At 67.0% G+C, this 20,569-nt stretch carries 22 protein-coding genes and 1 riboswitch; of the genes, 12 read left to right on the forward strand and 10 right to left on the reverse strand.

Translation table 11 applies throughout. The features are described from left to right. On the reverse strand, positions 1-1,099 hold a 1,099-nt coding region (locus GX543_RS12200), incomplete at its 3' end, for an AMP-binding protein (RefSeq protein WP_290852241.1). Positions 1,100-1,366: 267 nt separating this feature from the next. Between GX543_RS12200 and fgd the strand changes: the two genes are divergently transcribed. The 6 genes from fgd (at position 1,367) to GX543_RS12230 (ending at position 8,645) form a co-directional block, all read left to right on the forward strand. After that, a complete protein-coding gene (gene fgd / locus GX543_RS12205; RefSeq protein WP_290852189.1) occupies positions 1,367-2,380 on the forward strand; it encodes a glucose-6-phosphate dehydrogenase (coenzyme-F420) in 1,014 nt (337 codons plus the stop codon). A gap of 515 nt (positions 2,381-2,895) precedes the next feature. Beyond that, complete coding sequence (locus GX543_RS12210; protein ID WP_290852191.1) at positions 2,896-3,600, forward strand: ATP-binding cassette domain-containing protein; 705 nt, start codon at positions 2,896-2,898, stop codon at positions 3,598-3,600. Position 3,601: 1 nt separating this feature from the next. Further along, on the forward strand, positions 3,602-5,476 hold the full coding sequence (locus GX543_RS12215; RefSeq protein ID WP_290852193.1) for a YhgE/Pip domain-containing protein: 1,875 nt from the start codon (positions 3,602-3,604) through the stop codon (positions 5,474-5,476). An 88-nt stretch (positions 5,477-5,564) separates the two neighbouring features. After that, entirely contained in the window at positions 5,565-6,947 is a 1,383-nt protein-coding gene (locus GX543_RS12220) for a glutamate decarboxylase (RefSeq protein ID WP_290852194.1), read from the forward strand. Positions 6,948-7,091: 144 nt separating this feature from the next. Further along, positions 7,092-7,673, forward strand: a complete 582-nt coding sequence (locus GX543_RS12225) for a hypothetical protein (protein WP_290852242.1) — start codon at positions 7,092-7,094, stop codon at positions 7,671-7,673. A gap of 129 nt (positions 7,674-7,802) precedes the next feature. Continuing rightward, on the forward strand, positions 7,803-8,645 hold the full coding sequence (locus GX543_RS12230; RefSeq protein WP_290852195.1) for a helix-turn-helix domain-containing protein: 843 nt from the start codon (positions 7,803-7,805) through the stop codon (positions 8,643-8,645). Between the two features lie 23 nt (positions 8,646-8,668). Here the strand turns inward: GX543_RS12230 and GX543_RS12235 are convergent, their stop codons facing one another. Continuing rightward, positions 8,669-9,199: a hypothetical protein gene (locus GX543_RS12235; protein WP_290852196.1), complete on the reverse strand. Its 531-nt coding sequence runs from the start codon at positions 9,197-9,199 to the stop codon at positions 8,669-8,671. A gap of 309 nt (positions 9,200-9,508) precedes the next feature. On the opposite strand from GX543_RS12235, the gene GX543_RS12240 reads away from it, so the two are divergent. After that, on the forward strand, positions 9,509-10,567 hold the full coding sequence (locus GX543_RS12240) for a helix-turn-helix domain-containing protein (protein WP_290852197.1): 1,059 nt from the start codon (positions 9,509-9,511) through the stop codon (positions 10,565-10,567). Positions 10,568-10,650: 83 nt separating this feature from the next. On the opposite strand, the gene thiD is transcribed toward GX543_RS12240, so the two are convergent. Beyond that, positions 10,651-11,457: a bifunctional hydroxymethylpyrimidine kinase/phosphomethylpyrimidine kinase gene (gene thiD, locus GX543_RS12245; RefSeq protein ID WP_290852243.1), complete on the reverse strand. Its 807-nt coding sequence runs from the start codon at positions 11,455-11,457 to the stop codon at positions 10,651-10,653. A 62-nt stretch (positions 11,458-11,519) separates the two neighbouring features. Further along, positions 11,520-13,232: a phosphomethylpyrimidine synthase ThiC gene (gene thiC, locus GX543_RS12250; RefSeq protein WP_290852198.1), complete on the reverse strand. Its 1,713-nt coding sequence runs from the start codon at positions 13,230-13,232 to the stop codon at positions 11,520-11,522. Continuing rightward, a riboswitch (TPP riboswitch) is annotated at positions 13,224-13,337 on the reverse strand. (Overlaps the previous gene by 9 nt.) A gap of 123 nt (positions 13,338-13,460) precedes the next feature. Here thiC and GX543_RS12255 point away from each other — a divergent pair. Continuing rightward, positions 13,461-13,817: a GNAT family N-acetyltransferase gene (locus GX543_RS12255; protein ID WP_290852200.1), complete on the forward strand. Its 357-nt coding sequence runs from the start codon at positions 13,461-13,463 to the stop codon at positions 13,815-13,817. Between the two features lie 19 nt (positions 13,818-13,836). Here GX543_RS12255 and GX543_RS12260 read toward each other — a convergent pair whose 3' ends face one another. From GX543_RS12260 to GX543_RS12285, 6 genes are all read right to left on the reverse strand, one after another. Continuing rightward, a complete protein-coding gene (locus tag GX543_RS12260; protein ID WP_290852202.1) occupies positions 13,837-14,292 on the reverse strand; it encodes a hypothetical protein in 456 nt (151 codons plus the stop codon). Between the two features lie 31 nt (positions 14,293-14,323). Further along, on the reverse strand, positions 14,324-15,106 hold the full coding sequence (locus tag GX543_RS12265) for an exodeoxyribonuclease III (RefSeq protein WP_290852205.1): 783 nt from the start codon (positions 15,104-15,106) through the stop codon (positions 14,324-14,326). Between the two features lie 4 nt (positions 15,107-15,110). Continuing rightward, positions 15,111-15,593, reverse strand: a complete 483-nt coding sequence (locus GX543_RS12270; RefSeq protein WP_290852207.1) for a barstar family protein — start codon at positions 15,591-15,593, stop codon at positions 15,111-15,113. Next, on the reverse strand, positions 15,590-16,144 hold the full coding sequence (locus GX543_RS12275) for a ribonuclease domain-containing protein (protein ID WP_290852209.1): 555 nt from the start codon (positions 16,142-16,144) through the stop codon (positions 15,590-15,592). Before GX543_RS12275 ends, GX543_RS12270 begins: the two co-directional genes overlap by 4 nt. A gap of 76 nt (positions 16,145-16,220) precedes the next feature. Then, positions 16,221-16,964 (reverse strand): GCN5 family acetyltransferase, encoded by a 744-nt coding sequence (locus GX543_RS12280; protein ID WP_290852211.1) that lies wholly within the window; start codon positions 16,962-16,964, stop codon positions 16,221-16,223. A gap of 1 nt (position 16,965) precedes the next feature. Continuing rightward, complete coding sequence (locus GX543_RS12285) at positions 16,966-17,556, reverse strand: peptide deformylase (RefSeq protein WP_290852213.1); 591 nt, start codon at positions 17,554-17,556, stop codon at positions 16,966-16,968. A gap of 173 nt (positions 17,557-17,729) precedes the next feature. On the opposite strand from GX543_RS12285, the gene GX543_RS12290 reads away from it, so the two are divergent. From GX543_RS12290 to GX543_RS12305, 4 genes are all read left to right on the forward strand, one after another. Further along, complete coding sequence (locus GX543_RS12290) at positions 17,730-18,098, forward strand: DUF3263 domain-containing protein (protein WP_290852216.1); 369 nt, start codon at positions 17,730-17,732, stop codon at positions 18,096-18,098. Positions 18,099-18,166: 68 nt separating this feature from the next. After that, positions 18,167-18,688, forward strand: a complete 522-nt coding sequence (locus GX543_RS12295) for a LytR C-terminal domain-containing protein (protein WP_290852218.1) — start codon at positions 18,167-18,169, stop codon at positions 18,686-18,688. Between the two features lie 124 nt (positions 18,689-18,812). Further along, positions 18,813-19,415: a superoxide dismutase family protein gene (locus GX543_RS12300; RefSeq protein WP_290852219.1), complete on the forward strand. Its 603-nt coding sequence runs from the start codon at positions 18,813-18,815 to the stop codon at positions 19,413-19,415. Positions 19,416-19,429: 14 nt separating this feature from the next. Further along, the gene (locus GX543_RS12305; RefSeq protein ID WP_290852220.1) at positions 19,430-20,560 is read left to right on the forward strand and encodes a glutamate--cysteine ligase; all 1,131 of its coding nucleotides are present in this window, start codon (positions 19,430-19,432) and stop codon (positions 20,558-20,560) included. Positions 20,561-20,569 lie beyond the last annotated feature (9 nt).

The raw sequence follows: 20,569 nt of genomic DNA on the forward strand, positions 1-20,569 counted from the left end.
TCGCCGAGTACTTCTCCGCGTCCTTCTCCGCGTCCAGGTAGCGGGCCAGCCCGACGCCGCCGATCACCAGCTCGCCCGATTCGCCGACGGCGACGGGCTGCTCGTCCGGTCCGACCACCGCGAGGTCCCAGCCGATCAGCGGCAGACCGATCCGGACGGGTTCGCCGCGGTGCATCTGCGCGGCACAGGCGACCACGGTGGCTTCGGTGGGACCGTAGGTGTTCCAGAGTTCGCGGTCGTCGGTGGCGAGGCGATCGGCCAGCTCGGGCGGGCACGCCTCGCCGCCGAAGATCAGCAGACGTACCGGCTCGAGCGCTTCGGCGGGCCACAGCGACGCGAGAGTGGGGACGGTGGAGACCACGTTGATGTCGCGCTTCACCAGCCACGGCCCGAGGTCCATGCCGGAGCGCACCAGGGAACGCGGCGCGGGGACCAGCGCCGCGCCGCTGCGCCAAGCCAGCCACATCTCCTCGCACGAGGCGTCGAAGGCGACGGACAGGCCTGCCAGCACGCGGTCGCCCGGCCCCAGCGGTTCGTCCTGCAGGAACAGTTCCGCCTCGGCGTCGACGAAGGCCGCAGCATTGCGGTGGGTGACGGCGACGCCCTTCGGCTTGCCGGTGGAGCCGGAGGTGAAGATGATCCAGGCGTCGTCGGACAGAGTCGCGGGGGAGGTCGCCAGGGACTCCTCGCGCGCAGGCTTATGCGGCTTCTCCGGACTGGGGTGGATTCCGTCGGCGTCGATGATCGCGGCCACGTCGGCCTCGCCGAACACCAGGCGTGCGCGTTCCTCAGGGTCGTCGGCGTCCACCGGCACATACGCCGCGCCGGCGTACAAGGTGGCCAGGATCGCAATGTAGAGGTGGCGGTCGCCGGACGGCATCCGGATGCCGACGCGGTCGCCCCGGCCGATGCCGAGAGCTGCGAGACGCCCGGCCACTCGGCGGACCAGTGCCGTCAGTTCCGCGTACGAAACGAGGTGATCGCCGTCGTCGATGGCCGTCGCATCCGGGTGGGCGGCGGCGGTCGCGGCGACGATGTCGCACAGGGTGCGCGGGGCGGGCGCGCGTGACGACAGCAGGTATTCGGCCGGGATCATCACGGACGATGTCGGCACGGGCGTAGGACCTCCGGGAGCGCAGCAGAACCGACGCAACAGGCGGCGCGTCGAAGTAATTGTGCCTCAGAAGCGCCGGTGTCGCAGGGTGAGGCGCAGGCCGGTGGGCGTGCGATGTCGGTGTTGTGGCCTCGCCCACTCGGGTCGCGTCACAGCGGGGCCGTAAGCTGGGTCACGACATTCCCCGGGGTGAGGGCGCACTGCTCGTACGGCCGTCCTCGCTCTGATGCGACCACCGCTCAGGAGAGAAATATGGCAGCACCGCTGAAGCTCGGACTCAAGGCCTCGGCCGAACAGTTCGGCCCGCGCGAACTGGTTGAAGTCGGCGTGATGGCCGAAGAGTTCGGACTGGACTCGGTCACCGTCAGCGATCACTTCCAACCGTGGCGGCACAACGGTGGGCATGCGCCCTTCTCCCTCGCGTGGATGGCGGCGGTCGGTGAGCGGACCAGCAAGCTCGAGATGGGCACCTCGGTGATGACGCCGACGTTCCGGTACAACCCGGCAGTGATCGCGCAGGCATTCGCGACCATGGCCTGCCTGTACCCGGACCGGGTGATGCTCGGCGTCGGCACCGGTGAGGCCCTCAACGAGTACGCGACCGGATTCCAGGGCGAGTGGCCCGAGTTCAAGGAGCGGTTCGCTCGACTCCGCGAGTCGGTTCGCCTGATGCGCGAACTGTGGACCGGTGAGAAGGTCGACTTCGAGGGCGACTACTACCGCACCCAGGGCGCGTACATGTACGACATCCCGGAGAAGCCGGTCCCGGTGTACATCGCGGCGGGCGGACCGGTGGTCGCACGCTACGCAGGTCGGGACGGAGACGGCTTCATCTGCACCTCGGGTAAAGGCATGGACCTCTACACCGAGAAGCTGATCCCGGCGGTCAAGGAGGGCGCGGCCAAGGCCGAGCGCCGGTTCGACGAGATCGACCGGATGATCGAGATCAAGATCTCCTACGACCGCGACCCGGCGAAGGCGCTGGAGAACACCCGCTTCTGGGCGCCGTTGTCGCTGACGCCGGAGCAGAAGCACAGCGTGAACAGTTCGGTCGAGATGGAGCGACTGGCCGACGAACTGCCGATCGAGCAGGTCGCCAAGCGGTGGATCGTCGCCTCCGACCCCGAGGATGCCGTCGCACAGATCAAGACCTACCTCGACGCGGGTCTCAACCACCTCGTCTTCCACAACCCCGGACACGATCAGCGACGGTTCCTCGAAGCGTTCACCACCGACGTGGTGCCGGAGTTGCGCAAACTGGCCTGAGTACCGCGTCCTGACCGCCTAGAACGCCGCCCGGCATCGCCACGGGCGGTGTTCTGGCGTTCTGGGCTTTGGAATGTGCCTTTGGTCGACGTCATGATGTCGCACATCTGTGTTCGCTCCCGGTTGGGAGCGGGCCCGCCCATCATCGGCACAAGTGGATCGGATGTGTGCCGAAGCGTGGCCGCTGCGGCACCGGTTCGTGCTGCGCCGACAACCGATTGACGCCACGCGTGATTCGTTCTGGGTCACCTGGCCGCGGAGGGGAACCGTACTGGAATCGACAAGCGGCTGATCACTGTGGTTTCAGAGGGTTTCGCCTGTTGCGCGGCGTGAATCGGAGCTGCTCGTAAAGGTCAGCACACCCGGATTGGGGCAGCTAGTATTCGCGGCATGCTGATTGGTCGCATCTCAAACAAAATGCGTACTACGCCCCAGCTTCCGAAAGTGGACGGTGTCCACGCTGGAGAGCGGACCGGGGGCGGCTTGTGGCGGCGGGTGAGCCGCCCACCGAACCGTTGTCCATCGAGCCCCTCCTTGTTGGAGAAGGTGTCGTGGTCAACGCCTCGTGGGGCCACATCTACGGTCCGACAGATGTCGCCGTCCAACCCGGCGGAGTCACTGTTCTTCAGGGATCTGGGGGCCGCGGACGCACGGCGTTGCTGCTGACATTGTCCGGCCGAATGAAGCCGACGAAGGGGACGCTGCACTCCTTCGGACGGACGAACGACGCTCACCACCTGTTCGATCACGCAGCGATGGGCTTCATCGATGAGGTCGACGGCATTGAGCAGACCATTCGTGTTCGGGACGTGCTCACCGAGCAGTTGCGGTGGAACGCGCCTTGGTACAGGTGGGTCAAGCAAGCGGGCGACGACGACCTCGAGCGGATCTGTCGTCCCGTGTTCGGCGATCTGGAACTGCCCTCCCTGATGTCTTACGTCGAGGAACTGCCCGAGCTCACCGCGGCGCTCTTCCGGATCGCAGTTGCGAACATCCGCCCGCGGGCTCTGCTGGTGGTCGGCGGCGTCGACAACCTTCGTCGGATCGAGAACTCGAACAAGATGCTCGAACGACTCATCGACCTCGGCCGTACTCAGACGGTGATCACCGCAGATGTGAACGGGGCGCCGGAACACCGGGACCTCGTCCGCGTCGTGCCGGTCGACAACCTCACCGACGACGCTTTCGTCCGGCTAGAGCCGGCAGATCGGATCAGCTGACATGCTTGCAGCCTTTTCGCCCGGCAGCGATTTCAAGCGCTATTACCGCGGGCGGATGCCTAGACTCGCGCTCGCCGTCATCATCCTGATGCCACTCATGTACGGCGCGCTGTATCTGTGGGCTTTCTGGAACCCGTTCAACGCGGTCAACAAGATCCCGGTGGCACTTGTCAACATGGACACCGGCTCGGAGGTGATGGGCAAGCCGCTGCACGCGGGTGACCAGGTGGTCGAAGGCTTAGTGGATTCCAAGCAGCTCGATCTGGATGTGGTCTCCGACGCGGAGGCGAAGAAGGGTGTCGCGGACGGCAAGTACTACTTCTCGATCACGCTTCCGGCGGACTTCAGCGAGAAGGTGACCTCGCCGACCTCTCCGAAGCCGGAGTCGGCCGAACTCATCTTCACGTACAACGACGCGAACAACTACCTCGCGACGGTGATGGGTCAAGACGCCGCAGCACAGGTCATCACGCAGGTCTCGGCCCAGGTGGGTGCGCAGACCTTCGAGATCGTGCTCAATGACGCGGGGTCGATGGTCGGTCAGCTCAATCAGGCGGCCAGCGGCGCCGACGAGCTGAGCGCTGGACTCGTTACCGCCCAGGCCGGATCAGAACAGTTGTCGACCGCGATCGACGAGCTCAGCGGCGTCGTCATGAAGGCGACCGACCCCTTGCTCGCCATGACCGCGAATCAGCAGGGGATGAGCGCGGCGGAGTTGGCTGCCACCTCCGACCGCATCAGTCGCACCGCTGCCGGGTTGAGCACGATCAGCGGCGGAGCCGCCGCCTCCGAGAGTCGGGCCGCCCAGGCGATGACCGGAATCGTCGCGCAGCTCAAGCGGCACCCCGACCCCACCGTGCGCGCGGCGGGCAATGCCCTGGAAGGCGTCCAACAGCAGCTGCGCTCGCCCAACAGTGGGGTTCCACAGTCCGGACAACTACAGCAGCTCAGCACCGATTCCGCGGCCATCAGCCGCGAGTTGGCCAACCCCAACAGTCCGCTTCGACAAGCGATGACGCTGCTTGAGCCCGGAGTTCTGCATCAGGACATCATGACCGCCAGGGCGGGCGCGGAGGAGCTCAGCTCCGGCGCCGACCAGCTGACCGCCGGTCTCACCGAACTGTCGGGCGGCGCCAAGGAACTGGCTGCGGGCCTTGATGCGGGCGTGAAGGCGATCCCGAGCTGGACCGATGCGCAGAAGACGGAGCTGGCCAACACGCTCGGCCAGCCGGTCAAGCTGACCGAGAACACCGAGCACGAGGCGGCGACGTTCGGAACTGGCTTCGCACCGTTCTTCTTCTCCCTCGCGCTGTTCGTCGGCGGCATCATCGCGTGGATGCTGTTCACCCCGATTCAGTCGCGCCCGGTGGCGCAGGGGCTGAGCTCGCTGCGCGTGGTGCTGGCTTCGTACGCACCGACCTTCCTCGTCGGCGCCCTGCAGGCCGCGATCCTCTACTTGGTCGTCGTCTTTGCGATCGGCATGCGGCCGGAGTATCCGGTGGCCACCTTCGGCTTCATGCTGCTGATAGTCGCGATGTTCTTGGCGATGATTCAGATGTTCAACGCCTTGTTCGGGCCGGCGGTGGGCCGGGTGGTGACACTGGCCTTCCTCATGATTCAACTGACCTCGGCGGGCGGCATCTATCCGGTGCCGACGACGACCCTGCCGTTCCAGTACATCCACTGGGTCGACCCGATGACCTACACCGTCAATGGGCTCCGACAGTTGACCCTCGGCGGCATCGACTACCGACTCTGGGTGGCGATCGCGGTAGTCGCCGGATTGACGATCGCGTTCCTGGCGGTCTCGACATGGGCAGCGCGTCGGAACCGGCAATACACGATGGACCGTCTGTACCCGCCGGTCGAAGTCTGATCCCTCGCCGCCCTGATCGGTCGGGTCGACCCAGCACCCGGACCGGACTCTGCTGAACTTCCACCTCGCGCCAACCAAAGGAGAAATGATGACTGATTCGAAAACGAACGACTCGATGATCCTGAACCCCGTCTTCACCCGGGGCGGTGAAGCCACTGAACTCCCGCGATTCGAGATGCCGCAGGAGATGATGTTGCCGACCACCGCATATCAGATCGTGCACGACGAAGCGATGCTCGACGGGAATGCGCGCCTCAACCTGGCGACCTTCGTCTCCACCTACATGGACAAGGAAGCTCAGCTCCTTTACATGCAGACCGTTGACAAGAACATGATCGACAAGGACGAGTACCCGGCGACGGCGGCGATCGAGGACCGTTGCTGGCGGATCCTGGGCAACCTGTGGAACAACCCGAACGTCGACGAGGCGATCGGCACGTCGACCATCGGCTCCTCGGAAGCGTGCATGCTGGGCGGCCTGGCACTCAAGCGTCGCTGGCAGGCCAAGCGTAAGGCCGAAGGTAAGTCGACCGAGAATCCGAACATCGTGATGTCGACCGCGGTCCAGGTCTGCTGGGAGAAGTTCACCAACTACTTTGAGGTGGAGCCGCGCTGGGTTCCGGTCAGTGAGGACCACATGTTCCTCGACGGCCACGACTTGGAGAAGTACGTCGACGAGAACACCATCGGCGTCGTCGCGATCATGGGCCAGACGTACACCGGTGCCTACGAACCGGTGAAAGAGATCGCGGCCAAGCTCGACCAGATCCAGGCCGACACCGGCCTCGACGTGCACATTCACGTCGATGGCGCGTCCGGCGCGATGATCGCCCCGTTCTGCCAGCCCGACCTCGAGTGGGACTTTCGCGTCGATCGCGTGGCCTCGATCAGCACCTCGGGTCACAAATTCGGCCTGGTGTACCCGGGCGTCGGCTGGATTGTCTGGCGCGATCCGGCAGCTCTGCCGGAGAGCATGATCTTCCACTGCAGTTACCTGGGTGGCGACATGCCGACCCTGTCGCTCAACTTCTCGCGCCCGGGCGCGCAGGTCCTGCTGCAGTACTACCAGTTCCTCCGGCTGGGTCGTGAGGGTTACCGAGCTGTTCAGCAGGGTTCGCTCGATGTGGCTCAGTATCTGGCCAAGGCGATCGCAGAGATGGGGCCGTTCGATCTGGTCAGCCAAGGCGACACCATTCCGGTGTTCGCCTGGCGGCTCAAGAAGGATGCCAACCCCAACTGGAACCTCTTCGATCTCCAGGATCGCCTGCGGATGAAGGGCTGGCAGGTGCCCGCGTACCCGCTGGCCGACGATCTCGCGGACATGACGGTGCAGCGTATCGTGGTGCGCGCCGGCCTGAGTCACGACCTCGCGGAAAGACTGCTGGACGACATGCGCACCGAGGTCGACTTCTTGGACCGACTCGACGCACCGATGCCACGCGAGGGCAGCGAGTCCCACTTCCACCACTGACCGTGTGCGGTGTCCGCCCCGAGAGCTCATCTCCCGGGGCGGACATCGGCCGACATCGAGGAGATTCGTCCGTTGGCGATTCAGCCATCTGGGTTCACGAGTGGTTTGTTGACTCCGACCCTTCGCAAGCAATGCATCGGATTCATGATCGGCTCGGCGCTGTTCGCGCTCGGTTCGGCACCCGGGTTCGGAAGCTGGGCCGGGGCGGGGGCGGTCAACGCCAGCTACTTCGTCGGCGCGTGGTTCTTCACCGGCGCCGCGCTGATTCAACTCGTGCTCAGCGGTGCGATGACGACCTCCGTGTCCTATGGTTCCGGCGTTATGGTGCGCGCGGAGTGGCTGGCCGCGTCGACCCAGTTCTTCGGCACGCTTCTCTTCAACGTCAGTACCGGCGCAGCCCTCGCCGCGCACAGCATCAAGGGGCAGACGCACCTGGTGTGGACCCCCGATGCCGCCGGTTCGGTGGCCTTTCTCATCAGCGGGTACTTCGTGCTGGTCACGTACCGTCACGTCAACGGGGTCCGCTGGGCACCGAGAGACGGGGACTGGTGGTCCGGGCAGATCAACTTCCTCGGCTGCGTGGCCTTCGGGGTCTCCGCCGTGGCGTCGTACATCACTAGTGCCGGTGTGACGGTCGACGCGGTGCTGGCCAACACCGGCACCTTCGTCGGTGCCGTCTGCTTCTTCCTGGCCTCGGCCGTGGTTCTACCGAAAGCCGCTCGATAAACGATGAGCCAGCCGCTGTCTTCGGGGGATATCGAGTCGTGGCGATCCTCGTCGGGGTTCGCGGGGGGCCAGCCGCCTGCGCGGCTGCGAGGTGAGGAGGGGTTGGACGTCGGCCGTCAGATCACCGGAATGAGGTGCACTGCAGTCGGGCCGGACGATCAGTGGGACGCAGCGCTCTATCACCGCAGCCTCTCGCTGGTCGAGGTGACCCGCTCCCTTGCGGCGCCGACCGTGCTGATGCCCGACGCCGACGCCGACCGAGATGGAATTCTGGTCTGGGTCACCGCTGACTGGCCGGACGGCCCCGATCGGCTGACGGTCGTCACTACCTCGGGGCCGCATCGGTTCGTGACCGATTGCGTGACCGACGCGGTGATCCTGCGGATCCCCGCGGAATCGTTCGGGGTGGGACGCGGCGTCATCGCGTCGTTGTCCGGTGCAGCCCTCGCGAGATCTCACTTGGCGACCGCTGCGGTGTGCGCAGTGCGCGGCTTCGCGGCGTCGGTGCTCGGAACGGATGTAGATTCGTTCTCCACGCTGGCAGCGGAGTCAGCGATGATCGACCTGCTGGTGGTGACGGTCGCCGAGGCGAACGCACGTCGCACCGAATCCTCAAGCAACACCGAGTACGTACGCCGGCGGACGGCCGAACTGATCGAGCTGCACCATCGAGATCCCGAGTTCTCGCCCACCACGCTCGCCGAGCGGATGCACTTGTCGCGGCGACAGTTCTACCGACATTTCGAGGCGTGCGATCACAGCGTCGCCGAGATGATCGCCGACCGGCGACTGCGCGCGGCGAGAGGGCTGTTGGTCTCGAATCCCAGCGCGTCGGTCGCGTGGGTAGCGCGCGCCAGCGGATTCGGCTCGGTGGGACCGTTCAGGCTCAGGTTCCGTCGCGAGTTCGGGGTGGGGCCCACCGAGTTCCGCGATCAGATGGCAGAAAACAACGACGGGGTGTACGCCGGGTAGGCGGCTGATCGACGTGCGGGCGGCTACTGCGTGCCGGCGGGCACGCTGACCGTTTCGGTGGTCACGTCGGTCTCCGTGACAGTTCGGGTGACCGTCGCCGTCCGCTCTTCGGTGACGGTGACGGTGCGGGTCGCGGTGTCGGTCTCGCGAGCCACGCTGGTGTCGATCCGGGTCTGGGTGGCGGTCTTGGTGGCCGTGCTGGTCTTGGTCGAGACCTCGGTCGTGGTGTCGGTGACGGTCGAGGTGACCGGGGCGCTCGGGGTCGACGAACTGCTGTTCCCGACCAGGAAGAAGCTCACGATCACGAGCGCGGCTGCGGCGCAGGCGACGGCGGTGATGATCCGCCAGTTGCGGACCGCCTTGGATTCGGCGGTCGCTGCAGCAGCGGCGACGGTGGCGGCGGAGGTGCCGTCGGGATAAACGCCGTAGACATTGGCCGCGGGGTACGCGCGCTGCTCGGAGTAGGCGTTCTGTCCGCCGGAGGCATTGTTCCCGGTCTGCTGTGGGTCGCTTGGCGGCGGGGTCGACGGCCCGTCGTTCGGCGGCTGTGTCACGGGGACTCCTCGGACGAGAATCGGCGGAGCTGCGACCCTCGTCCAGTGCCACAGCGCTGCGAGAACCTTACCGCGTAGGGGTTCGCGCTCGATCGCCGTGGTTAGCACCCCGGACTGGAATCGCAGGTGGCGACGACGCAGGATTGTTCGCAGGACCGCTCGATGTGACCTGGAAGTCACCTTTTGTTTCCTGTGATCGACTCGACACAAGTAATTGGGTGTGCAAGTATGTCAGATGAGAAAAGTTAAGGCTCCCTCCCAAAGCCAACCAACTCTCGTCATGTCCAACCATGCGTAGAAGGTTCCCCGATGTCCCTGAGCTCAACCATGCCCAAAGCACGCCCGCAGATTCCGCCCGTCTCCGGACGGCCGGCTCTCGCCACCCGCTTGACCCCCCGCGCCGTCGCGGAGTGGGAAGCACGTCTCGGCGTGGCCAACGCGCCGACGCGGACCCGCCCGGTGCGCTTCACCGGCACCGCAGGCAGTGCCACATACAGCCCGACCGTCGACGTTCGCGTCGCCGACCCGGACTCGTTCCATGCGATGCGCTTTGCGCAGAGCCTCTCGTCGATCGCTACCTACTGCGCCCTGCAGCCGGCCATGATGCTCGAGCGGACCGCCGAGCGCGTGCGGACTGATCCGTCCGAGGCGCTGCTGGTCAGCGTCAGTGGGATGCGCGGCCAGTCCATCGTTCGCCAGGGCGGTCGGGAGTTCGCCTATGGACCGGGCGACCTCGTCTTCATCAACAACGCGGCTCCGTACAGCCTGGTCTCGACCGCGGTCTCCGACCCGTCGGGTGTCCTGATCCCGTTCAACCGGCTCGGCAAGCATCGCCACGTGGCCGAGCGCCTGCAGCGACCGGTCGCTGCGAACACTCCGCTCGCCCGCGCCGCGGCGGTATTCCTCCGCCGATTCGCCGCTGAGACCTCGGTGCTGGGCTCGGCGTCCACCGTCGGCGCCGTCTCGGAGCAGGCCGCCGTCGATCTGATCGTCGCCGCACTCTCGGAGTTCGAGGGCTCGCCGTCGGTGATGGAGGACAACGCACTGTTCGTCCAGGAAGCGGCACGCGATCTCATCGAGCGTCATCATCGCGATGCGACCTTCTCGCCGGACTCGATCGCCGCGCAGCTGCACCTGTCGCGTCGCCAGCTGTACCGCTACTTCGAGAGCTGCGACAACTCGCTGGCCGGCCGCATCGCCGACCGTCGTCTGCAGAGTGCCCACGACGCCCTGATGCAGAACGGCACGGCCTCGATCAGCGCCATCGCGCTGGCGTCGGGCTTCCCGACAGTCGCCACGTTCCGCAACCGATTCAAGGCCCGCTACGGCGTCGGCCCGGTGGAGTACCGCCAGCGCGTGCGCGGCTGACACCCACTCCGCAACACGAGAATGCGCCAGCAGTCCGAAGACTGCCGGCGCATTCGCGTCTCTGCCTCAAGCTGCCCGCGAGGTCAGCCCGGGCCGTGTTCGCGCAGTCGCCACAGCGGATTCACCGGCCCGTGGCCCGCTCCCAGCGGGTACGCGGCGGCCAGGCCGCGCGTGACCCACGCCTTCGCGAACGCCACCGCGTCCGGCACCGAGTAGCCGTGCCCGAGCGCGCCGGTGATGGCAGCGGCCAGGGTGTCGCCCGCGCCGTGATCGTGCGGAGTGTCGATTCGTGCTCCGGGGAACTCCACGAACTCCGAACCGTCGTACAGCAGGTCGGGACTCAGGTCGCTGCCGCGCAGATGTCCGCCCTTCACCAGCGACCACCGCGGACCGAGAGCGTGCAGGGCGACGGCCGCCTGGCGCTGGGTCGCGGGGTCGACGACGTCGATCCCTGTCAGCAGACGCACCTCGTCGAGGTTGGGTGTCACGACGGTGGCGAGCGGAAAGAGCCGGTCTTTCAACGCGCCCAGCGCGTCGGCGGCCAGCAGCGGATCGCCGTGCATCGACGCGCACACCGGGTCCACCACCAGCGGTGTGGCGCCGTCGCGTCCGATCCCGAGATCGACTGCCGCGTCGGCGATGGCGGTGATGATCGGGTCGGACGCGAGCATGCCGGTCTTCGCCGCGGCCACGCCGATGTCCGTTGTGACCGACCGCATCTGCGCGGCGACGATGCCCGGGTCGATCTCCTGGAAGCCGGTGACTCCGGTGGAGTTCTGAACGGTGACCGCGGTGACCGCGACGCAGGCGTGCAGGCCGAGCATGGCGAAGGTGCGCATGTCGGCCTGGATTCCCGCGCCGCCGCCGGAATCCGAGCCCGCGATCGTCATCACTCGCACGGGGGTGGCGCCGGGCGCGGCCAGCGGCAGTCGCGGGCTCGCGTCGAACCCGGTCACTTCGCGGCCGCCGCCTGCGCGAGCGGAATCTCGGAGATCGGCAGGTACACCTGGTTGCCCGCCGCGGTGAACTCGGCGGACTTGGCGGCCATGTCTTCCGCGAGCCGCGCGTCGATGTCGTCCTGCGTCACCAGTCCGTTCTCCTCCGCGTAGGCGCGGACATCCGCCGAGATACGCATGGAGCAGAACTTGGGTCCGCACATGGAGCAGAAGTGTGCGGTCTTCGCCGGGGCGGCGGGCAACGTCTCATCGTGGTACTCGCGGGCGGTGTCGGGATCGAGCGCGAGGTTGAACTGGTCTTCCCAGCGGAACTCGAACCGCGCCTTGCTGAGCGCGTTGTCGTGGTCCTGCGCTCGGGGATGTCCCTTCGCGAGGTCGGCGGAGTGCGCGGCGATCTTATAGGTGATCACGCCGACCTTCACGTCGTCCCGGTTCGGCAGGCCGAGGTGCTCCTTGGGCGTCACGTAGCAGAGCATCGCGGTGCCTGCCTGCGCGATCATCGCCGCGCCGATGGCCGAGGTGATGTGGTCGTAGGCGGGTGCGATGTCGGTGGCGAGCGGGCCGAGTGTGTAGAACGGCGCCTCCTCGCACAACTCCTCCTCGAGCCGGACGTTCTCCGCGATCTTGTGCATCGGGACGTGTCCGGGGCCCTCGATCATCACCTGGACGCCGTAGCTCTTGGCGATCTTGGTGAGCTCGCCGAGGGTGCGGAGCTCGGCGAACTGGGCTTCGTCGTTCGCGTCGGCGATCGAGCCCGGACGCAGGCCGTCGCCCAGCGAGAAGGTGATGTCGTACTCGGCGAAGATCTCGCAGAGCTCGGCGAAATGCGTGTACAGGAATGATTCGCGATGGTGCGCCAGGCACCAGGCGGCCATGATCGAGCCGCCGCGCGAGACGATGCCGGTGACGCGCTTGGCGGTCAGCGGAACGTAGCGGAGCCGCACTCCCGCATGCACGGTCATGTAGTCGACGCCCTGCTCGGCCTGCTCGATGACCGTCTCGCGGTACAGCTCCCAGGTCAGCTTGGTGGGGTCGCCGTCGACCTTCTCCAGGGCCTGGTAGATCGGCACGGTCCCCACCGGGACCGGGGAGTTGCGCATGATCCATTCGCGGGTGAGGTGGATGTCTTTGCCCGTCGAGAGATCCATGATGGTGTCGGCGCCCCAGCGGGTGGCCCACACCATCTTCTCGACTTCTTCGGCGATCGACGAGGTGACGGCGGAGTTGCCGATGTTGGCGTTGATCTTCACCGCGAAGGCCTTGCCGATGATCATCGGCTCGGACTCGGGGTGTCGGTGGTTGGCGGGGATCACCGCGCGACCGCGGGCCACCTCGTCGCGGACCAGTTCGGCGTCGACGCCCTCGCGTGCGGCGATGAACGCCATCTCGGGGGTCACGATGCCTTCGCGGGCCCACGCGAGCTGGGTGGATGCGGTGGTCCCGGTGGCCTCGACTGTCACCGGTGCCGGTCGCGTCCAGCTGTCGCGCGTCGGCGCCAGCCCGCCCTCGAGGTCGATCTCGGCGGACTCGTCGGTGTACGGGCCGGAGGTGTCGTACAGGTCGAGGTGTTCGCCGTTGGTGAGGTGCACGCGTCGGTGCGGGACGGCCATGCCGTCGACGTCGAGGTAGGTCTTCGAACTGCCTTGAATCGGGCCGCACGTCACCGACGTGCTCTGCGTCGTGCTGCTTTCAGACATGGATGTGACCATGGAAATTCTCCCTACGCCGGCATTATCCGGACAGGTTCGGGCGGTCGACGACCGCCTGTCGCCCTCTCAGCCCCCGGATTCGTGGGAGCCCCCGCGTGTGAAGTTGTGCGAGAGCCACCATACCCACATTCCGGATCGTCGCCGCATTGTGATGCAGATGGGACAGATGTGACTTGCGTCGCTGTTGAGGCAAGACCTAATCTTGTGATGCTAGTCACAGGAGGACATATGCATCGCAAGGCTCGTCATTCTCACCCGCCGCAGTCCGCGCGTTCCCTGCTGCAGCAGATCTCGCAGGTCGAACACAATCCCGACCGCGAGCGATTCGAGCTCTGGGTGGCGGGTGACCTCGTCGGCGTGCTGGGCTACCGGGTCGATCAGGAGTCCGGAGGGCCGGTCATCACGATCCTCCACACGGTGCTGTACGACGAGTACAGCGGCCACGGCCTCGCGACCAGGTTGACCGGCCAGGCCATGCAGTACATGCGGGAGAACGGTCTCCGGGTCCGTCCCCTCTGCACGTTCACCAAACACTTCCTGGACGCGCACCCCGGCATGGTGCCGCTCGCCCCCGTCGCGGTGTGAGGGCCTCGGGAGCTCTCGACTAGTCGGCGGTCGGGCGACCCGCGTTGTCCCATTCGGTGAAGCGGGCGGTGAGAACCGCCGCGATCCGGTCGTACGACGACCAACTGTCCGGGACGTGGAAGATCGTGTCGCCGTCGTCGATGAACTCGTCGACGTAATCGACGTCGAAGGCGAGTTCCCGGACGTCGTCCTCGTCCGGGTAACCGTAATAGACGGCGGCGAACTCCGCGCCCTCGTCGGTCAGGTCGTCGGCGCTGAAGGCGCCCCCGAAGGCCGCGAGGGCGAACGCGCCCGGCGTGATCTCGCGCGAGCGCAGTGCCGCCACGTGCTCGGCGACGGCGGAGGTCTGCGCGAGGAGGCCGGTGTCGGCGCACCACGCGAGGAACATCCCGATGTGGGTGGCTGCGGCGGTCGCCGGCAGATCGGCAGGGAATTCCCCGTCGGAATGCCACCGCTCATCGTCGAATGCTTGCACCTGATTCCTCCTTGACTCGGTCCTTCTCAGGTCAGCTGAGATCGAAGACCACCGGAGCGTGGTCGCTGGCGCCTTCAGCGGCGCGGGCGTTGCGGTCGATGAACGCATCGTGGACGCGGTCGTCGAGGGCGGGCGAGCAGAGGGCGAAGTCGATCCGCATGCCCTCGTTGCGAGCGAAGCGGCCCGATTGGTAGTCCCAGAACGTATAGCAGTGGGGGCCCGGAGTGTACGGCGCGGCGCTGTCGCTGAAACCGGAGTCGACGAAGCGAGCGAAGGCGGCGCGCTCGTCGTCGGAGGTGTGGGTGCGGTTCTCGAAGTACGCGGGATCCCACACGTCCTCGTCGGTGGGCGCGACATTCCAGTCGCCTGCCAGCGCAACCTGCGATGCGGGGTCGTGGGAGAGCTCCAGCGAGGTGACGTCTGCCAGGGCACTGAGCCAGTCGAGCTTGTACTGGAGATGCGGATGTCCGGGTTCGCGACCGTTCGGCACGTACAGGCTCCACACCCGGACGCCGCCGCACAGGGCGGAGATGGCGCGGGCCTCGGTCTGCCCGTCGTACTGCGGCTGCCCGTCGAAACCGATGTGGATGTCGTGCAGGCCGATCCGCGAGGCGATCGCCACCCCGTTGTATCCACCGGTCCCGTGGAAGGCGACGTCGTACCCGTGCGCGATGAAGCTCATCACCGGGAACTGGTCGTCGGGGCACTTGGTCTCCTGCATCGCGAGCACATCGATCGCATGCCGGTTCATCCATGCCACGACCTGTTCGGATCGGGCGCGGATCGAGTTCACGTTCCACGTCGCGAGGCGCATGCCGTCAATCCTGCCGGAGCCGCAGCAGGTCGCCGTCGGCGGCTCGCCACCGTTGCTCGACCCCGTCCGCCGCACCCTCGTCGGCCAGCAGCACGATGCCGAAGCCGCGGCCGTCGCGCTCGCAGCGCTCGCGCCAGAACGGGGGCGACGTCGCGAACCAGGCGCGGTCGTCGTCGGTGGCGTCGGCGAGCAACTCCTCGGCGTGGTCGATCACCGTCAGAAAGCCGGTCGCGACGCCGCCGGTCGACGTTCGCAGGCCCGCAGGCAGATCGCCGATGACGTCGTCGAACGCGTCCTTGTTGAACCCGAAGTGGTCGGGGAAGTCCCAGGCGGCCGCGAACGCGTCGTACAGTCCGTCGACGGTCCGCATCGCGGTGCCCGACAGTCGTCGGACGAGGGCACCGGTGCGGTGGGTGTCGACGTCGCCGGTCGTCAGGGCCGTGCCTGGGCCCGCGGTCAGGAAGTCGGCCGGAAGCGCTGCGGTCATGCGGACGGTCCTCTGATCTGGGTGAAGGTCTGGTAGTGGTCGAGGGTGTACCAGGCGGAGCCGTCGCTCCCGGTCACGATGCGTTCGGCGTCGCGTCCGCTGCGCGGCTTCTTGGGGTTGACGTCCCATTCCTTATACGAGATCCGCTGCCCGTTCGCGGTGCGGGCGGGCAGCCTGCCCTCGCGGTTGCGGAAGGTGTCGCCGCCGCGGGTCCCCGGGGCCTCGGCAGACGCGGGCCAGCGACCCGAGTCGATCTCCTCGAGGGTCTGCGTGACGCGCGCGGGAACCTTGGAGGCCGGCTTGGGGCCGGGCTTGGGTGCGTTCTTCTGCCCGGTGGTCCGGGGTCCGGTGGTCTGGGTCGAGGGCACTGCGGTGCTCGGCGCATCGGCCGCGACCGACGACTGCGCGGCCGCGGCGGGGGCCTCGTCGGTGCTCTCCTGCCCGTCGATCCACCAGGTGAACGCGATCACCGCGATGAGTGCGATTACTCCGAGAACGGACGCGATGGTCCGTCGTCGGGTCAGTTCCGGGGCGGTCTGCGATTTCGACATCGCCGTCCACCGTAATTCATCACCTCGGCGATCCTTCGGGCCGCGTTGGCGGGCCGGGTCACAGTGGCGGGCCGGGTCACAGGGTCAGCAGGTGGCAGGTGTGATGCAGTTCGAAGCCGAGTCGTCGCCACGCCGTTCGCGAGCGGTCGTCGTCGACGCGGACGGTGACCGCAGCCACCCCGTCGGCGATGAGCGACAAGTCACCAGCCGGTGCATCCTCATCGGGTTCCGGGTCATCGGGTTCGGGGTCATCGAGTTCGGGACCAACCAGCACCTCGTAGGCCTCGCTGGTCGTCGGTGTCGTACCCAGGGCCGACGTACGCAGGAGGCGGTCGGCGATCAGCAGCCGGGCCGGGAGGCCGCGAACGGTCAGCCACGCGACCACTTCGGGCAGTCCCGCAGCGGTGGAGCCGAATTCGATCGGCGCGCCGACCGTGGACCGGAGACTGGCGGCGGCACCATCGGGCGCGGCGTTGACCAGCCAGCCCTCGACCGCACCGTGCTCGGCTGCGGGGGCGGCCGCCATCAGGGTGCGCTCCACCTCGCGGATCTCCGAGTTCCGGACCACCCGGCGGGACAGGAGTCTCACCGACGAGATCGCGACCATCGGCAGCCGGTGCAGTTCGCCGTCGCGTTCCACGACCAGGACCTCGTCGGAGCGCTCGCGGAGGATTCCGGTGATGTCCGACTGGGTGGGCCCCGAGACGACCGGCGGATTCGGTGCCTGCCGCCAGTCGGCGGGCGCGTCGCCGCCCAGCCGGTAGCGGATGACCACCCGGTCTCCGACCGCCGGCTGCGGACGACGCGACGCCGCGGTCATCTCAGTCGTCGTGGCCGAACGGATCGGTGACGGTGCCGGGGGTCCACGACAGTCCGGGCTTGCCCCAGCCGTTCCGCTTGACGGCCTTCTTCGCGGCGCGGGCATTGCGCCCGACGAGGACGTCCACATAGAGGAAGCCGTCCAGGTGGCCGGTCTCGTGCTGGAGCATGCGCGCGAAGAAGCCGTTGCCCTCGATCTCGACGGCGTCGCCGTTGCGGTCGGTGCCGACCACCTTGGCCCAGTCTGCGCGACCGGTGGGGAAGCCCTCACCGGGAACGGACAGGCAACCCTCGTCGTTGTCGTCGGGGTCGGGCATGGTCTCGGGGATCTCCGAGGTCTCCAGGATCGGGTTGATCACCTCGCCGCGGCGACGCACGCCACCGTCCGGGCAGTCGTACACGAACATCCGGAGACCCTTGCCGACCTGATTCGCCGCGAGACCGACGCCGTTCGCGGCGTCCATCGTCTCGTACATGTCGTCCAGCAGCCCGACGATCTCGGCGGAGGGCTTGTTGTCCGTGTCGAGCTCGACGGGGGTGGTCGGCTGATGCAGGACCGGTTCACCGATGATGCAGATCGGGAGAATTGCCATGAGTGCAGATTCTACTGCCCCGGCAGATCGCTGCGACTGCGGTGCGTCGGCGGGAGGGGGCGCGTCGATCGTGGTTAGATGATCGGCGGAACCACACCGATGTCATTCGTCCGCCGGGAGACTGCTGCGGACACGGTGTGCAGTTGAAAAGGTTCGGCTGTTTGAGGAGCGAAATGAGCGGCGCAACAGCGCGTAGCCCCAAGGGCGACGATCCCTCTGCCATCGATCCCGCGACCATCGACGGCGCCCACGATCAGGCCCCGCTCGATCCGCACGAGATCGGTCCGGACGGATTGTCACGCCGTGAGCGGGAGATCCTGTCCTTCGAGCGCCAGTGGTGGAAGTACGCCGGCTCCAAGGAAGACGCGATCAAGGAATTGTTCAGCCTCTCGGCCACTCGCTACTACCAGATCCTCGGGGCGCTGGTGGATCGCCCGGAGGCGTTGGCGGCAGACCCGATGCTGGTGAAGCGTCTGCGCCGGCTCCGCGCGTCCCGTCAGAAGGCGCGCGCGGCCCGTCGACTCGGGTTCGAGATCACCTGATTCCTCCCCGGCGGACTCGTGCCGCCGATCGGGCTGTCTGAGGCGCCGGTGCGTTAGAGTTGCCAGTGATGAACGCTGATCGAGAAACCAATCGTCTTCCGCTGCGCGCGGGTGCCATGTTGCTTTTGGCGATCGCTGTCACCTGCCTGGGTCTCGGAATCCATCAGTTGACGACCAGCGGCGATGACCCCGATGCCGGTCTCAAGGCTGCCGGGCAGAGCGCCGAGGCGGCCGCGGAGTCCACCAAGCACGAGGCCGCGACCACATCGAAGGCACCTGAGAGCACCACGAGCACGGCGGCGACGCCCGTCGAGGGCGTGCCCTCGATCTGCGTGCTCAATGCAGGCAACGTGACCGGACTCGCCGGTGAGGTGAAAGACGAGCTGACGGCAAAGGGCTTCACGGTGAGCACCGCGGAGAACCTCAGCACCGCGAGCGTCAGCGAGAACACCATCTTCTACACGCCGGACCAGGAAGAGGGCGCGAAGAAGGTGGCCGAAGCGGTCCCCGGGGGCGCCGAATTGAACCCGCGTCCCGACGTTTTCACGCGCTGCTTGGGCGAGTTGGCGGTCGTCGTGGTGAGCCGGTAGCACGCGCGCCGGGTGGACCGGTCATAATCATTGACGAAGAGAAATCATTGGCGATCCCGGCAACAGTCCCGCGCGAGTGGAGTGGAAGCTCAGCTCGCGTTTGCCGACCGACTAAGGAGCACACATGACCGTCCGTAGCACCAACCGCGCTTCGAGTGTTCGCGTCATTGCGGCCGTCGCCGCAGCGGGCGGCGTGGCCCTCGCGCTGTCGGCTTGCACCCCGAACGAGCATCCCTCCGACGTGCCGGGAACCACCCCCGCCGTCGTGACCGGCGATCAGGTCGCCCCCGGCGAGGTCGTGAACGAGGATCACATCCCCGACGCCGCGAACTCGGCCAGCGCCACGCTGACCAACAAAGAGGGCAACAACGTCGGATTCGTGAGCTTCTCGCAGGACGGCAGCGCGGTCAAGGTCGCTGCGCGCGTCACCGGCGTCAAGCCCGGCGAGCACGGTCTGCACATCCACTCGGTGGGCAAGTGCGAGGCCGACACCAACTTCACCAGCGCCGGTGGACACCTTCAGGTGAACGGTCGCACCGAGAAGCCCGAGAGCGGCGACCTGATGACGATGAACGTCCTCAAGGACGGCACCGCCACCGCCAGCTACACCACGGACGCGTTCACCGTCGAGCAGATCCGCGGCAAGGCGCTCATCCTGCACGACCTCGCCGGCGGCGGTGACGAAGCTCCGCGCCTCGCCTGCGGTGTCCTGCGCCAGACCAGCTAGCTGCACGGGACGACATGACGTCCCCGGCGAGCATCGCCTTCACCCCGTCTCCGGCGCCCACGTTGGGCGTGGAGTGGGAGCTCGCGCTGGTCGACAAGACCACGCGTGATCTGTCGAATGCGGCCGACGAGCTGTTTCGCCTCGTCGACGCGCGAGCGGGCGGGCAGAAGAGCAAGATCCATCGTGAACTGCTCCGCAACACCGTCGAGTTGGTCACCGGAATCTGCACCACCGTCGGTGAGGCGATGGACGATCTCGGCGACTCGCTCGAGGTGGTCCGCGGGCTCTGCGACGACATCGGCGTCGACCTCTACGGCGCGGGCACGCATCCGTTCGCGGAGTGGTCGGCCCAGCAGCTGTCCGAAGGCCACCGCTACGCCGAGCTGATCGAGCGCACCCAGTGGTGGGGACGGCAGATGCTCATCTGGGGCGTCCACGTGCACGTCGGCATCGACGACCGGAACAAGGTGCTGCCGATCCTGTCGTCGATGCTGCAGTACTACCCGCACCTGCTGGCGCTGTCGGCGTCGTCGCCGATGTGGGCGGGCCATGCCACCGGTTACGCCAGCAACCGGGCGATGATGTTCCAACAGCTGCCGACGGCGGGACTGCCGTTCCAGTTCGAGCGGTGGTCGGAGTTCGAGCACTTCGTCCACGATCAGAAGACCACCGGCATCATCGATCACCTCAATGAGATCCGCTGGGACATCCGACCCTCCCCGAACCTGGGGACCATCGAGGTCCGGGTCTCCGACGGCGTCTCGAATCGACGTGAACTGGCCGCGATCGTCGCCCTCACGCACTGCTTGATCGTCGACCTGGACCGCCGCCTGACCGCGGGCGAGACGCTCCCGCAGATGGCGCCCTGGCTGGTCCAGGAGAACAAGTGGCGCGCGGCGCGCTACGGCCTCGACGCGATCATCATTCAGGACTCGGACTGCTCCGAGCGGCTGGTCACCGAGGACATCGCGGAGCTGTTGGTCCGGCTCGAGCCGGTGGCGGCCTCCCTAGGCTGCAGCGACGAGCTCGCAGCGGTCGCCGACATCATCGTCGACGGCGCCAGCTACCAGCGTCAGCGGGCGGTCTTCGAATCGACCGGGAACCTGCGCGACGTGGTCGATTCGGTGGTCGCGGAGATCGGTTGACGGGCCTTC

It is taken from the genome of Gordonia sp. (in: high G+C Gram-positive bacteria), assembly GCF_012515855.1.
GTDB lineage: Bacteria > Actinomycetota > Actinomycetes > Mycobacteriales > Mycobacteriaceae > Gordonia.